The 14,600-nt window shown below is 67.3% G+C and carries 15 protein-coding genes; 5 read left to right on the forward strand and 10 right to left on the reverse strand.

Annotated features, from left to right (window positions below):
• On the reverse strand, positions 1–1,266 hold a 1,266-nt coding region (locus tag VMD50_RS09635), incomplete at its 3' end, for a secreted hydrolase (RefSeq protein WP_325427182.1).
• A gap of 83 nt (positions 1,267–1,349) precedes the next feature.
• Here VMD50_RS09635 and VMD50_RS09640 point away from each other — a divergent pair.
• A complete protein-coding gene (locus VMD50_RS09640) occupies positions 1,350–2,816 on the forward strand; it encodes an aldehyde dehydrogenase (RefSeq protein WP_325427184.1) in 1,467 nt (488 codons plus the stop codon).
• Between the two features lie 19 nt (positions 2,817–2,835).
• Here VMD50_RS09640 and VMD50_RS09645 read toward each other — a convergent pair whose 3' ends face one another.
• The 6 genes from VMD50_RS09645 to VMD50_RS09670 form a co-directional block, all read right to left on the reverse strand.
• Positions 2,836–3,129 carry a hypothetical protein gene (locus VMD50_RS09645; RefSeq protein WP_325427186.1) on the reverse strand — a complete coding sequence of 98 codons (294 nt, stop codon included), beginning with the start codon at positions 3,127–3,129 and terminating at the stop codon, positions 2,836–2,838.
• Positions 3,126–3,566 (reverse strand): MaoC family dehydratase, encoded by a 441-nt coding sequence (locus VMD50_RS09650; RefSeq protein ID WP_414686033.1) that lies wholly within the window; start codon positions 3,564–3,566, stop codon positions 3,126–3,128. Before VMD50_RS09650 ends, VMD50_RS09645 begins: the two co-directional genes overlap by 4 nt.
• Positions 3,563–4,093: an FAS1-like dehydratase domain-containing protein gene (locus VMD50_RS09655; protein ID WP_325427190.1), complete on the reverse strand. Its 531-nt coding sequence runs from the start codon at positions 4,091–4,093 to the stop codon at positions 3,563–3,565. The genes VMD50_RS09650 and VMD50_RS09655 overlap by 4 nt, the downstream gene beginning before the upstream one ends.
• 13 nt (positions 4,094–4,106) lie before the next feature.
• On the reverse strand, positions 4,107–4,532 hold the full coding sequence (locus tag VMD50_RS09660) for a nuclear transport factor 2 family protein (RefSeq protein ID WP_325427192.1): 426 nt from the start codon (positions 4,530–4,532) through the stop codon (positions 4,107–4,109).
• Between the two features lie 63 nt (positions 4,533–4,595).
• On the reverse strand, positions 4,596–6,161 hold the full coding sequence (locus tag VMD50_RS09665; RefSeq protein WP_325427194.1) for an AMP-binding protein: 1,566 nt from the start codon (positions 6,159–6,161) through the stop codon (positions 4,596–4,598).
• A complete protein-coding gene (locus VMD50_RS09670) occupies positions 6,161–7,336 on the reverse strand; it encodes a Rieske 2Fe-2S domain-containing protein (RefSeq protein WP_414686034.1) in 1,176 nt (391 codons plus the stop codon). Before VMD50_RS09670 ends, VMD50_RS09665 begins: the two co-directional genes overlap by 1 nt.
• A 45-nt stretch (positions 7,337–7,381) precedes the next feature.
• On the opposite strand from VMD50_RS09670, the gene VMD50_RS09675 reads away from it, so the two are divergent.
• The gene (locus VMD50_RS09675) at positions 7,382–8,620 is read left to right on the forward strand and encodes a cytochrome P450 (protein ID WP_325427198.1); all 1,239 of its coding nucleotides are present in this window, start codon (positions 7,382–7,384) and stop codon (positions 8,618–8,620) included.
• Position 8,621: 1 nt separating this feature from the next.
• Here the strand turns inward: VMD50_RS09675 and VMD50_RS09680 are convergent, their stop codons facing one another.
• Complete coding sequence (locus VMD50_RS09680; protein WP_325427200.1) at positions 8,622–9,056, reverse strand: nuclear transport factor 2 family protein; 435 nt, start codon at positions 9,054–9,056, stop codon at positions 8,622–8,624.
• A gap of 623 nt (positions 9,057–9,679) precedes the next feature.
• Here VMD50_RS09680 and VMD50_RS09685 point away from each other — a divergent pair.
• The gene (locus VMD50_RS09685; protein WP_325427202.1) at positions 9,680–10,381 is read left to right on the forward strand and encodes a DsrE family protein; all 702 of its coding nucleotides are present in this window, start codon (positions 9,680–9,682) and stop codon (positions 10,379–10,381) included.
• Positions 10,382–10,445: 64 nt separating this feature from the next.
• On the opposite strand, the gene VMD50_RS09690 is transcribed toward VMD50_RS09685, so the two are convergent.
• Together VMD50_RS09690 and VMD50_RS09695 are read right to left on the reverse strand one after the other, a co-directional pair.
• A complete protein-coding gene (locus tag VMD50_RS09690; RefSeq protein WP_260739654.1) occupies positions 10,446–10,637 on the reverse strand; it encodes a ferredoxin in 192 nt (63 codons plus the stop codon).
• Positions 10,638–10,656: 19 nt separating this feature from the next.
• A complete protein-coding gene (locus VMD50_RS09695; protein ID WP_325427205.1) occupies positions 10,657–13,044 on the reverse strand; it encodes a CaiB/BaiF CoA-transferase family protein in 2,388 nt (795 codons plus the stop codon).
• Between the two features lie 59 nt (positions 13,045–13,103).
• Between VMD50_RS09695 and VMD50_RS09700 the strand changes: the two genes are divergently transcribed.
• Together VMD50_RS09700 and VMD50_RS09705 are read left to right on the forward strand one after the other, a co-directional pair.
• Complete coding sequence (locus tag VMD50_RS09700; protein ID WP_325427207.1) at positions 13,104–13,937, forward strand: FadR/GntR family transcriptional regulator; 834 nt, start codon at positions 13,104–13,106, stop codon at positions 13,935–13,937.
• Between the two features lie 13 nt (positions 13,938–13,950).
• Positions 13,951–14,600 (forward strand): SDR family oxidoreductase (locus VMD50_RS09705; protein ID WP_325427209.1); only part of this gene is annotated, 650 nt, incomplete at its 3' end.

Genomic DNA, 14,600 nt, shown 5'->3' on the forward strand with positions numbered 1-14,600 from the left:
CAACAGCTCGACCGCCTCGCCGCGACGGCCCGCTGCCACCAACTCCGCAACCGTTTCCACCTTCACCCGGAGGTCTGGGGCGGGTGGCTCGACGTTCGCGACGGTGGTGGTCAGCACCTCGACCAGTTCCCAATCCCGGTAAAGCGCCAGCGAGCGCTCGTTGAACGCAAAGCCGGCCACGGGCTTGCCCCACAGCGTTCCGTGGTAGCGGTAGGGGCCTTCCATGTATTCGATCGGCAGGCCGTGCGCCGGGGCGGGCACCATCGGCTCCCCCACGATGTCGAGCTGCAAGGTGGCGCAGGTGATCCGGTGCCGGTCCGGCATGTATCGCGCCGGGGCAACCGGCCGCACCAGCGGCCGCACCGCGTCCGGCCAGCGGACGTAGCTGCTGATCGTGACCTCGACGTCTTCGGCACACTGCGGTGATATCGCCGGGTCGGGATGGCTGGTCGTCACGCCGGTAAACGGCTGCAGCGCATTGCCTTTCGTGCGGTCGAATTGGCGCCAGATGCTCAGATCGACGCCGTTGTCGAAGTTGATGGTGCGCCATTCGTGAGACCTGGCGCGCGGGTCGCCCCCCGATCCCCCGCCGCCGGCGTACTTCGGGAACCACTGCCGGTCGACGTGCCCGCCGCTGCCGAAGACCTGCTCGACGACGCCTCCCCAGCGCAGGGTCCCGGTCATCGTCATTCCGGTCTGGAAATACGAGTACGTCTCGCTTTGGCCGAAGCAGACGATCTTGCCGTTGTAGGTCGACGCGCCCACCGGTGTCGGTGCGCGCGTAGGGGTTACGGCGAGGTCCAGCCGCATCGGCCGCCCGGAGTGGTCCTTGCCCACCAGGCTGACCCGGTAGGTGAACGGCAGCAGGTTCCCGTCGGCGTCGCGGCAGGTGGTCCAGGACGCGGTGCCGGCGCCGCTGTGGTAGCTGATGTCGAGGTGACCCGACGCCGTCTCGAGCTTGCGCTGGGCGCCCGGTTCCATGTTGGCCGGCGGCATGTCGTAGTCGGTATAGGTGCCGTAGTCGCCGGTGTCCAGGTCGAACAGCGCCATGGTGTAGAAGTCCGCGACCACCGTCCCGCCCGGCCGGTTCTTGTTGAATATGGTCAGGAAGGCAAACGAGCGGTCGCTCTCGGTCGCGTCGAGTCGGCCAGCCAGGAACCAGGTGTCCGATTCCTGGTCGGGATGTTCGCCTTCGGCCGCGGGGAAATCCAGCTGGGAATCACCGGGCACCAATTGAAACGGGTAACTGCGCCAATCGCTGGTCATATCGGGCCTCGCTGCTTTTTTCGCTATGTTAGCGTCAATAGCGAAGTCATGGTCGCGGCCCCCAACCCTCGAGGAAGTGCGCGATGACAGAAAATTCCGGCCATCGCTCCTACAACGAGCTGTTCATTGGCGGGCAGTGGCGCAAACCAGCCAACGCGCAGCAGCTCGCGGTGATCTCGCCCCACTCCGAAGAACCGGTCGGCCACGTCCAGGCGGCCGGGCCCGAGGACGTGGACGCCGCCGTCGCCGCCGCGCGGCACGCTTTCGACCACGGCCCCTGGCCGCGCATGACGCATGCCGACCGGATGGCCAAGGTGGAACAGCTCGCCGCGATCTACGCCGGCCATATGGACGAGATGGCCGACCTGATCACCGACGAGATGGGGTCGCCGCGCAGTTTCAGCCGGCTCGGCCAGGGGGCGGCCGCGGCGTCCCTGATCCACCTCGCGCTGGCCGCCGCCCGCGACTTCCCGTGGACCGAACGCCGCCAGGGCGTGCTGGGCGAGGTGCACCTGAGCAGGGCCCCGGTCGGCGTGGTCGGCGCGATCGTGCCGTGGAACGTGCCGCAGTTTTTGATCATGCCGAAGCTGATCCCGGCCCTGATCGCGGGCTGCACGGTCATTGTCAAGCCCGCACCCGAAACGCCCTTGGACGCTTTGTGGTTGGCGGAGATGATCGAGCAGATCGATCTCCCCGAAGGGGTGGTGTCGGTGCTTCCCGGAGGCACCGACGTCGGCGAGGCGCTGGTGCGCCATCCCGGCGTGGACAAGATCGCGTTCACCGGTTCCAGCGCCGTCGGGCGCCGCATCGCTACCCTCTGCGGCGAGCAGCTGAAACGCTACAGCCTGGAGCTGGGCGGCAAGTCGGCGGCGATCATTCTCGACGACGCCGACATCGGCAAGACGGCGGCCGGGCTGAAGACCGCCGGCCTGATGAACAACGGCCAGGCCTGCGTCGCCCAGACCCGCATCCTCGTCAGCGACCGCCGCCACGACGAGGTCGTCGACGCGCTGGCCGACATGATGTCGGGCCTGAACGTCGGCGACCCGGCCGACGAGGCCACCGACGTCGGACCCCTTGTCGCGCAACGGCAGCAGCGCCGGGTCCAGGATTACATCAAGTCCGGCCAGGCCGAGGGCGCCCGCGTCGTGCTCGGCGGAGACGACAGCCCGTCGGGGCGGGGCTGGTACGTGCGGCCGACGCTGTTCGCCGACGCCACCAACGACATGCGCATCGCCCGCGAGGAGATCTTCGGCCCGGTCCTGACGGTCCTGCGCTACCGCGACGAAGAGGACGCGATCCGGATCGCCAACGAGAGCGACTACGGGCTCGCCGGTTCGGTGTGGACCTCCGACATCGCCCACGGCCTCGAGATCGCGGCCGGTGTCCGCACCGGTACCTACGGCATCAACATGTACACGCTCGACATCGGCGCCCCGTTCGGCGGCTTCAAGCAGTCGGGCATCGGCCGCGAATTCGGTCCGGAGGGCCTGCACGAGTACGTCGAGCTTCAGACGCTGGTATGCAAGGGGAAGCTGCCCCCGCTGTGAAACTTGGCTTGGCTCAAGGTCACACGGGTCGCTCGCGTACCCGCAAGCCGGATATGAACCGGCTTTCAAACACGATATCGAATGCGGTATCACGTTTTGAAATCACTGACCAAGTCGCCGCAGGGACAGGCGCGACTGATGTGACGGGTGCGGGATTCAGGTGGTCGTCGGCGCCGACCGCGCGGGCGAGGTCCCAGGTGTGCACCAAGACATCGCGCGTCTCGTAGGTCAGCCGCCACCGCGCATCCCATTGCCCTTCGCCGATGCGACCGCCCCGCCGAACCGCCGGCACACCGCCGTTCGGCCGCGTCAACCACTTCCGGGCATCTGCAGGGTGAGCTCGACCGGACAGCACAGCTTGCCGTGCTGGTTGGTCACCTCGATTTCGATGTCGACCAGGCAGCGCGGGGGGTCCACCGAGGTGTCGCGCCGCTTGGCCACCGCGCGCCCCCGCCCGATCATCGTGTCGCCGGCGTAGACCGACCCGGCGAGCCGCATCGAGCGCCGCACGACGCGGCTGCCCGGGCCCGCCCAGTCGGTCGCGACGCGGTCTGCGAATCCGGCCAGATGCATGGTGTTGACGTAAATCGTCGGATTGCCCTGGCTCTGGGCGTAGGCCGGATCGAAATGTCCCGGGAAGTAGTCCCAGGTCGCTCCGGCGTTTTCCACGACCCGCTGATAGCTGATGTGGTCGATCACCTCCGGGAGGTCGACGGGAACGGTGATGCCGTTCCAGTCCAGGTCGGTCACGAGGGCGCCCCAGGGGTGAAGCGGAACAAGGTATTTCGGCATGTGGCCACCACCGCGCCGTCTTGACGTCGATAGGTCTCCAACGTCTCGACGAAATGGCCGACCCCCAACCGGGTCCGCTTCTCCGGCGACACCGACACCAGTTCCTCGACGACGGTGAGCAGATCCCCCTCGACGATGGGCTCCAGAAAGGCAACGTCGTTGGCCGCGTTGATGAACGTGGTGCCCGGCAACGGCACCCGCAACACCGCCGACGCCACCGGCGGCCTACCGTCCGGCTCCCACGGCGGAGGTATCAGCCAACCCATCAGCAGGGCCGGCGGGGCCAGCAGCCCTCCCCATCTCTCCCGGGCGAACTCGGCGTCCCAGTACGAACGATTCCCGTCGTGGACCATGGCGGCGAACAGCTGGATGCGCGCTCCGCTGACCGGGGTCGCCGCCGTGCGCGGCTCGCCCTTCGCGCCGACCATCCGCAGCGCGTCTTCGTAGGTGCCGAAGGCCAGTTGGTAGCCGAGGTCCCGATCCACGTAGCGGGGCCGCTCACATGACGAGCGGGTGCCGACTCGGCACCGAATCCCATGCGAGCACACGGGAAGTGAAGTACCAGCCGCCGCGCTCATAGATCAGCGTGTCCCGGAAGGTCCCGGTGGCCCGGAGCGTGGTGTCGCCATACATGGCGGCGAACAGCACCGCGACACAACGCTGGGACGCGTTGATGCCGTCGATGCGGATCTCGTGATCGAGGGTGACGAGGCGCTGCCCGTCGCCGCCGTCAAAAGCCATGCGCAGATCGGTGAACAGGTCGCCATCGCGGGTGTAGCTGGCGCCGGAGTGGCGGAAAGTGGCGATCCAGCGGTCACGGTCGCCGTCGGAGTAGGCCCGGTTGTGGCGGGCGCTCAGGTCCAGGATGGCAGCGCGCCCCGTCGCGGCGTGGAGGAACTGCTCTTGTTGATAGGTCAGCGTCATCGTGGCTCTCCAGCCTCTGTAGCAAAACGACGGGAAAATTGTCTCATGTAACACTAACTTAACTTAGCGACTCACGATATAACCGTGTTCTTCGCGATCCCAAGTGGCCTCATTTAAGCCACGGCTACGCAACAAATCTTTACGTATTCGTCCAATGACGTTCTTCGGGAGTTCATCGACCGCCTCCACGTATCGCGGCACACAGAAGTACGGCATCCGGGCCGCGCAGAAGTCGAGCAACTCGGCGCAATCCAGTGCGGCGCCAGCATGCAACGTCACGAACAACAGGATGTCGTCCTCGCCCAACTCGCTGGGCGTCCCGACCGCGGCGGCTTCGGCCACCGCGGGGTGGCGCGTGACGACGGCCTCCACTTCGACCGACGAGACATTTTCGCCGCGTCTGCGCAGCGAGTCTTTGACGCGGTCCACATATGTCAAATTCTGGTCGGCGTCGAGTCGGCCCAAATCGCCGGTGCGAAACCACTCCGGGTGCGGGTCGGCCCGCAAGCCCTGGCTCACGTAGCCTTCGCTCATCACGTGCGGGTGCCTGGGCCGGCAGGCGATCTCGCCGACGGTGCCGGGCGGAAGCGGGTCGCCGTTCTCGTCGACGATGCGCACGTCGAAATTGGGGTTCGGCCGCCCCGACGTCCCGGGCACCCCCTCGTCGGCCACGCCTTTGACGGCGATCGGAAACGCTTCGGTCATCCCGTACATGGTGACGACCCGGCAGCCGTACCGCTTTTCGATGTCGCGGTACGACTTCGCGTCAATGGGCGCGGCCGAGATGAACCGCAGCGGCAGCTGCGCGTCACGCGGGTCCGCGGGGAGGTTCTGCAGCATCGACACCATCGCCCCGGCGCCGGCGAAACCGACGGCGCCGCGGGCGCGGATGTCGTCCCACACCTCGTTGGGGTGAAAGGCCTTCGCCAACACCGTCGTTCCGCCGACCAGCATCGGCGCCAGCACGCTGGGCGCCGCGCTCAGGTGGAACAGCGGCATGGCCGTCCACAGCGCCTCCCCCGGGCCGAACTCCCAGGCCGAAGCGGCGGTCGCGGCCACCGAGAACAAGTAATGCCATGTGGTGGCCACCGCTTTCGACGGCCCGGTGGTGCCTGACGTGTAGAACAGCACCCCCACGTCCGCCGCGCCGACGGGGCTGTCTGCCACCGGGACGTCGGCGTCGAGGTGCAGCGTGGCGGTAAGCGAATCATCCTGCACCACAACGCCGGTCACGGTGTCCAGTCGGTCGGCGATTTCGTCGACGCGGGGCTGTCGTTCGGCGTCGGTGAGGATCACCCTGGCCCGCGCCAACCGCAGGGTGTGCAGCAGGAAGTCGCCCTTGTTCGCCGCATTCACCGCCGCGCTCACCGCGCCGATGCGCGCCGCGCCCAGCCAGAAGTACACCCATTCCGGGCACGTGGCGGTGAACAACGCGACGCAGTCGCCGCGCCCGACGCCCAGGCCGGCCAGCATGTTCGCCGCCGCGCGGGAGCGCTGCCGCATCTGCTCGAAGGTGATGTCCACGCCCGCGATCGACATCATCACCCGGTCGGGGTGCTGCTCCGCCCGCCGATCCAGCACGGCCGGCACTGTGAAGCTGTCGACACCGAAGTCGGCGGGCCCCGGCATCAGGCCTTCGCGGCCGCCGGGTCGGGCTCACCGTCGGCGGTGTAGCCGAAGTCCGACGGCGAGGGCTCCGTACCCGGGTAGAAGCGGTGGGCCCAGCGGCGAAGGGCGGCGTAGTCGTGCGCCTCTTCGGGCGCCAGGTTCGGCTTCTCGAGGTATTTCATGTTCTCCCAGGTGAAGAAGTCCTGTTTGATGACCTCTTGCTGCAGCGCCAGGAACTTGGCGGCGCGGCCGGTGGGCACGTCGCCGGTGTCACCGGGCTCGCGGATGGAAGCCTGCGTGTAGAAGTAGTCGGTGTAGTCCTCGTCGACCGGCGTCTGCCCCGTCACCTGGACGGTGGCCACCAGCTCGCTCGGGAAGCGAACCAGCCCCAGGCCCAACGAGTAGTTGTCGTAGATGATCTTGGCGTCGACCGGCCCGTTCGGGGTCAGCCAGGTCGACGCGCGGCCGCCGCCGAAATGCGCGTTGACGGTGGCGTGCAGGTGGTAGCCCGACACCTCGAACGACGCGGTGGTGGCGGGATTGGCCGCCTTGTGAACGTATTGAACGTGGTACGGGTCGGCGGCGTTCTCGATGATCATCTGCGGGTGCACCTTGACCCGGTTGAGCATCTGGGTGTGCGGGTGCAGCGGGTAGTACTCATTGGTTTCCAGTTCGGGCAGCACCGGCGGCTGCCAGTACGGCGCGCGGCCGTGTCGCTCGTGCCAGGCGAGGATGAACCCGTACCACTCCATGCTCGGGTAGGTGCGGATCCGGACGTTGTTCTTGCAGCCGATCTTGCTGTACGGGATCAGGGCATTGGTGCCGTCGCCGCGCCAGCGCCAGCCATGCCACGGGCAGACGATGTTCTCGCCTTCCACGGTGCCGCCGACGCCCATGTTGGCCCCGAGGTGCTGGCAGTAGGCGTCCATCACGTGCACCTGGCCGGACTCGGTGCGGAACAGCACGAGCTCCTCGCCGAAGTAGTGCGCGCGCTTGACCTGGCCGGCGGCCAGGTCGGACCCGAACGCGACGATGAACCAGCCCGTCGGGAACCGGTAGGTCGACAACGCGATGCCGGCCTGCCCGAACTCGCGTTCCGAGGGATCCGCGGCCGAATCCGATGCCGAGTCCGAAAATATGTCCGTCACGAGCGCTCCAAGTTCGACGACCAGGTCTATTTTTACTATCTTAAGCATTGAACGTCAACGCGCGCACAGGCATGTCCGGGAAGCAGGTTTCAGATGACGGCTGCGGCAGTCGACCTATCCGATTTCCGCTTGTGGCGCAACGGATTTCCCGACGAGTTGTTCGCCGAGCTGCGACGCAGCAGGCCGCTGTTCCGGCACGACATGACGCCCGGCGTCGCGGAGACCGTCCACCGCGAATTCTGGGTGGCCACCAAGCACCGGCATGCGGTCCGGCTGCATCGCGATGCCGACTCGTTCACCGCGGTCGACGGCCCCCTCATCCAGCCGGTCGGGATGTTCGCGTCGTACCCCACGATCATCAACATGGACCCGCCGGAATTGAACAAACGCCGCAAGCTCATCTCCGGCGCGTTCAATCCGCGCGCGATCGCCAAACTCGAGGACGGCATCCGGGCCCGCGCCGCGCGGATGATCGACCGGCTGCTCGATCGGGGCGGCGGCGACTGGATCGAGGACGTGGCCGACGCCCTGCCGATGACGGTCATCGGCGACATCATCGGCATCCCGGAATCCGACCGGCCGCGAATCTTCGATTCCCTGGACCGGATCCTGAAGGCCAACGCGCCCGGCGCGCGGCCGAGCCGACAGGACTATACCGATCTCTACGCCACCATCTTCGGCTACGCGATGGAGCTCACCGCGGAGAAGCGGCGCAATCCCGCCGATGACATCTGGAGCACGCTGGCGACCGCGGTGATCACGGGTGAGGACGGCGAGGAATTCAGCCTGCCCGCCAACGAACTCGAGTTCTTCTTCTTCGTGTTGGCGTTCGCCGGCAGCGACACCACCAAGAACGCGCTGGCCATCGGGATGCAGGCGTTCGTCGAGAATCCGGAGCAGATCGAGCGTTACCGCCGGCAGGAAGCGCTGCGCCCGAGCGCCATCGAGGAGGTGTTGCGCTGGGCGTCACCGGTCGCGTACTGGACGCGCACCGCGAAGGTCGACGTCGAGATGGATGGCCAGCGCATACCGAAGGGCGACCGCGTGGTATCGATGCTGCGTTCGGCTAACCGCGACGAGGAGGTCTTCGAGTCCCCGTTCACCTTCGACATCGGGCGCCAGCCCAACCCGCAGGTCGCCTTCGGGGGCGGCGGACCTCATCACTGCTTGGGCGCCATGCTGGCCCGCGCGGAGCTCCGCGCGGTGTTCGACGAACTGCTGCTGCGCTGCGACGACATCGCCCTCGGCCCGGCCACCGTCGCTTATCCGAACCTGCTCACCAACATGTCGATCTACGACGAGATGGCGATCTCGCTCACCGAGCGGCGTTGAGTCAATAGGGCGCCGGCGCGTCGCCGAACGCGGCGAACACCGCCAACGGGTCCAGGTAGTCCCGCCAGTGCACGATCTTGCGGTCTTTGATTGCGATCACCGAGATGAACCGGTTGACGTACGGCGCGCCCGTGCGCACCACCGTGCCGTGCATCGTGTACTCGAGGATCACCACCGACTTGTCGGGGTCGTAATAGCGGTACACGTCGCTGCTGCCGCTCTGAACGATCGACTCCCCGTAATCGGAGTACAGCTCGGCCAGCGCTTCGCGGCCGACGATGCGGCGCGGGTAGTCCGGGACTGTGATGACGAACTCGACCACCACGTCCTCGGCGTGCATGTCGAAAAAGTCGGTCCCGCCGACCAATCCGTTCACGGCCTCGGCGACTACCTCGAAGTAGGGCCGCATCGCGGCGTAGCGCGCCATGTCTCGCATGCACGCACCCTAAGTGGTCTCGCTCGTAAGTTCGTCGGGGTCATGCCCAGGCCGGTCGGGTCGCCCAGGTAGAGGCCGCAGGCGGTATCGAGGGCGTCTTCGGGTGCGCCGGCCAGGTCGCCGGTGGGCAGCACCGAATCCTGGTAGCCGTCCTTGCTTGCCAGGTAAGGCCGTTCAAGTGGAAATTCACCACCACCGACCTGACCGACCTACTGGCGAGGCTCGACAACCACGAACGCGAGCCCAAGCACGACCCCGCCCAATCCCGTGCCGCGTGACCCCCGTGTAGGTTCTCACCTTCTGCGACACCTGGAGCGTGCGCTGATGTGAGGCATTCCCAGTTGTCGCACAGCGATTCCGAGAGAATTTGTCTCACGGAACGCTTGATTTCCTGGTCGAGACCCGGTCCCGTACTTATACCTGATCAGGTGGCGCGCACAGGCGGCGTGTTCGGCGTCGAAAACGCGCCTAATGTCCGATCACGACCTGGACCTTCGACCCTATCGGCGCCGGTCGGAGCATGCGACCGTTCAGCACGGAGGTCGAGACTATGAACGCTCATCAACCGCGGTATGTGGTCGACGTGCACCAGCCGCCGTCGCGCTGCTGTCGAAGGAGGCAAGGTGACACAAGGATCAACGCCTGAGGCGCCCGCCATACGCCGGGTGGATGCCCAGGCGACCTGGAAGCCGTACCGAGTCGCCTACGAGGCGATCAAGGCCATGCGAACGATCGACACCGGCGCGGTCGTGGAGATCCTGACCAAGGACAATCCCGGTCTTCTGAACGACCTTTCGACTTGGTGCGACACGACCGGGCACCACCTACTGCTATCGGAGCCGGTCAACGACGGACATGTGCGTTCCGTAGTGCGCAAGGGTGAGCCGCGCACCAACGACCGGTCGATGACTGTCATCGTGTCGACGGCCGGCTTGGAGCAGGTGGTCTTCCCATTGGACAAGGCGCTGGCCGCGGCAGTGCTGGGGATGGATGTGCATGTGGTGTTCGAAGGAGCCGGTGTGCGATTGCTGAAGCACGGCTACCGCTCGAAGCTCTCAGGTCTGGTCGGCGGGGTGTTCACCCCGATGGTAGAGCGGGTGATGAGGCGTGAGATCGGCTGGCCACTGCCCGCCGAGTCGATCGCCATGTTGGGCGATCTTGGCGCTCACTTCTATGTATGCGGCCCATCGATGTTCGGCTACGGCGTCCGTGCTGAGGACCTCATCGTGCAGGACTACACGCTCGCGGCGGTGGTGACGTGGGCGGACCTTCTCAGCCGTACCGACGTTCACGTCTTCTCTAAGGCGCAATTCGAGAAGCCGTAACCACGCTGCGTGTTCCGAGGCACGCCTCCGCCGCCGACGAACTTATGAGCGAGCCCACAAAGAGTCAGTCGATCAGCCGCAGCGCGGCCTTGGGGCACTGGTCCACCGCGGCGCGCACGTCGATCTCCAGCCGCGGCGGCACGGGGCCGTCCGCGATCTGCACCACGTCTTCGTCGCCCAGTTCGAAGATCTCCGGGGCGAGTGATTCGCAGAAGCCGTTGGCCTCGCACAGGTTCTCGTCGACCGTCACGCGCATCGAAGGCCCTCCTCAACGCTCATTTTTCGAGGCCCTTCGGGCGGGTCCCGATCACTCCGCTGCTTGCCAGCCTGACCAGTTCTTCGTCGGTCAGGCCGCATCGATCGCGCAGTACCTCCCCATTGTGCTCGCCCAGCCTCGGCGGCGGCCGAAGTAGCCACCTGTCCTGTCCGGCGAGCTTGGCGAACGGCGGGCAGGGGTACAGGCCCGCGCCGGTGCTCGGGTGGTTCAGGGCCTCGAGGAATCCCCGGTCGCGCAGTTGGGGGTTCTCGGTCACCGACGACGGCGACACCACGGGCGCCGCGGGTACGCCCGCTCCGGCCAGCCGCTCCACCGTCGATTCCAGCGGTTGCCCGGCGAACCACTCCCGCAGCCGGCGATCGATGTCGTCGGCCCGCTCGCGCCGCCCGGCGACGGTGGCGATGCTCTCGTCGCACCAGGCGGGCCGGCCCATCACCTCGACCAGGGCCCGCCATTGCCCGTCGTCGCGCACGGTGACCGCGATCCAGTCGTCCTCGCCGGCACAGCGGTAGAGGTTCTGGATCGAGTCGCGGTGACCGCGGTTGCCCCGCCGGCCCAGCGTCACCCCGAACACCTCGGCTTCGATCGCCTGTATCGCGGTGGCGTTGAGCACCGTTTCCAGCATCGGCAGCTCGACCTGCTGGCCCGATCCGGTGCGTTCGGCGAAGTTCAGCGCGGCCAGGACGGCGAAGGCGGCGTGCACGCCGGCCAGCGGATCGCAGGCCCCGCGCGGTGTCACCGGCGGGTCCTCCGGTAGCCCGGTCACCCAGGCCAGGCCGGCGATCTGTTCCATGGTCGGGGCGAATCCGACCCGGTCACGCCACGGACCGTCCAGCCCGAACGCCGGCATCCGGGCGACCACGAGCCTGGGGTTCACCTTCAACAAGACGTCGGCGGTGAGCCCGAACTGGTCCATCACCCGCGGTGAGAAGTTTTCGATCACGACGTCGGCGCCGGCCGCCAATTTCGTGAAAAGGCGACGGCCCTCGTCAGAGCCCAAATCCAGTGTGACGGAACGCTTGTTGGTGTTCATCGCGTGGAAAACCCAGCCGTACTCCCACCAGTCGTCGACATCGGTGCGCATCGCGCCCGAGTAGCGGATGCCGTCGGGCCGCTGTATCGACTCCACCTTTATGACGTCGGCCCCGAACGCGGCCAGCAGGTGGGTCGCGGCCGGTCCGGCCCAGAACGCGGTCAGATCGACGACGCGCACCCCCTCGAGCGGCAGCCCCCGCGGTGCCGGGTCCCTGGACTCTGTTCTCCCCCAGGGCTGTTCGTCATTGGCCTCACCGGGCGTCGGGGCGATGCCCAGCGGTGCGGGGCCGCACGCCGACATCAGCCACGGCGGGCGGGGTTGGTGAAAGCCGGCGGGGTTGCGGGCGAACACGTTTCGCTGCTTCACGTATTCGAGATCGGGGATCGTGGACCCGTTGCCCAGCGCCGCGATCGGCAGCCGGAACAGTTGCCCGAGTTCGACGATCTCCTCGACGGTCCGTTCGGCCAGCCAGGGCCTGATGTGTTCGCGGATCAGATCCCGATAGGCCCACCGGCCGATTTGGAAACGCAGCTGCTCGATCTCCTCCAGCTGCGGGCACTCGACCATCGCGCAGAAATCGAGCCACTGCTGGCCGGTGACCATCGTGATCCCGACGTAGCCGTCCTTGGCCGGTTCGATGGACGGCACTTCCAGGGTCCGGCGGATCGGCGGAACGCGCAGCAGCTGCGAATGCAGCCATTCGCTGCTCTGCATCGCGGTCATCGCCTCGAGCATGGACAGGTCGAGGTGCTCACCGGGCCCACCGCGCTCGACGCGGCGGCGCACGGCCAGCGCGCCGAATGCCGCGTACACCCCGCCCATGTACTCCCCCAGATCGCCGCCGATCGCGATCGGGGGCCCGGCCGGATCGCCGCGGAAGCCGGGCGAGCCGGCCCAGGCCTGCAGGGTGAACTCGCTGGCGGCGCGCTCGGCAAACGGTCCGTTCCAACCGAAGTCGGAGATCGTGACGACGATCGCGCGCGGCGACTCGGCCAGCAGCCGCCGCGGATCGATGCCCAGCGCCGCGGCCCGCGACGGGCCCGCGGTGACGACCACGACGTCGGCGGCGGCGAGTTCGGTGCGACAGTGCTCGGAGTCCGTGGCGACGGTCAGGCTGCGCTTGCCGGCGTTGAGATAGCCGAAGAACGGCGAGGTCTCACCGTCGGGCACCGGCGAACAGGTAGCCGAGTATCGGCGGAGCCAATCCCCTTGCGGCGGCTCAATTTTGCGCACCTGCGCCCCGGCATCGACCAGCAGCTTTCCGCAGTAGCTTCCGGCTATCCGGTCGCTGATCTCGACGACACGTAATTCGTCAAGCGGTGTCGGCCGGCGGCCGGGCTCGCGCCTCACCCGGCTATTTATACCATTACTGCTAAAATAGCTAAGCCAGCCGAGCACGCGAGGATTGGATGACCACCCTGGGAATTGGCCCCGACGCCCGTCGCCGATTGTCGGCGCCGAGGATCGCCGAGATCGTAGCCGACGAGTTGCGCCGCCAGATCATCGACGGCGAACTCGCCGACGGCGACCTCCTGCCGCGCCAGGAGGTGCTCGTCGAACAGTTCAACGTCAGCCTGGTCTCCCTGCGGGAGGCGCTGCGGATCCTGGAAACCGAGGGGCTCGTCTCGGTCCGGCGGGGCAACCGCGGCGGCGCCGTCGTGCACGCGCCCGCGAAGACCAGCGCGGCCTACATGCTCGGCCTGTTGCTGCAGAGCGAGTCGGTCGAGGTCGCCGACCTCGGCACGGCGTTGCGGGAACTCGAACCGGCCTGCGCCGCGCTGGCGGCCCAGCGACCCGACCGCGCGGACACGCTGGTGCCGGAGCTCAAGCGGGTCAACGATTCGATGGCCGAGCATCTCGAGGACGGGGGGCTGTTCACCGAAATAGGCCGTCAGTTTCACGATCTCGTGGTTCGCGGCTGCGGGAATCACACCATCATCGCGGTCGTCGGCAGCCTGGAGACGCTGTGGACCAGCCACGAGCAACAATGGGCGGACGAGAGCGCCGCGCGCGGCACCTACCCCTCGTTGGCCCAGCGCCGTGCGGTGCTCGCCACGCACGTCAAGCTGACCGAGACCATCGCGGAGGGTGACGTCGACCGCGCGCGCCGCATCGCCGGTCGCCATCTCGCCGACACGCAGACCTACGTGCTCTCCGGTCGGCCCGACCAACGCATCTACGCGCTTTCGCCGCAGGCTCTTTCGCGTTCGGGGGCTCGTCCGCGGGATATCCGGCGTCCGTGACGCCTTGACGTCGATGCGAACGGCATTAGTCACCGGCGGCAGCGGCGGGATCGGAAAGGGCTGCGCCCGCAAGCTGAGTGACCTCGGGTACCACGTGGTGCTCTCGGCACGACGCGAAGCCCCGCTGCGTGCGGCCGCCGAGGAGATCGGCGCCCGCCACATCGTGGCCGACGCCTCCGACCCGGACGGATTCTCTTCCGCGATAAGCGCTTTGGAGCGAATCGACCTGGTCGTGCACGCGGCCGGCACGCTGGGCGGAACCTACGCGCGCAAGCAGACGTTCGAGCAGTGGCGGACCATCCTCTCGGCCAACCTGGATTCGTGCTTCGTGGTGACCGCCGCAGCGCTGCCGCTGATGCGCGCGGGCTCCCGGTTCGTGTTCATCTCGTCGTCGGCGGCGCACGAGCCGATGATGGCCCGGACCGCATACTCCGCATCGAAGGCCGGCATGAACGCGTTCGCCCGCGCCCTGGCGCTCGAGGTCGACCGCGACGGCATCGCCGTGCACATCGTGACGCCCGGCCCAGTGGAAACCGAGATGCTGCAGGACGTTCCCTTCGAGATGTATGCGATCCGGGTGTCCGACGTCGCCGAGGCGGTCGCCTGGCTGGACACGGTCGACCCGTCGGTCGATCTGCCGGAGATCCGCCTGTCCGCCGTGCA

The sequence above is a fragment of the Mycobacterium sp. genome (assembly GCF_035506235.1).
Taxonomy (GTDB): domain Bacteria; phylum Actinomycetota; class Actinomycetes; order Mycobacteriales; family Mycobacteriaceae; genus Mycobacterium.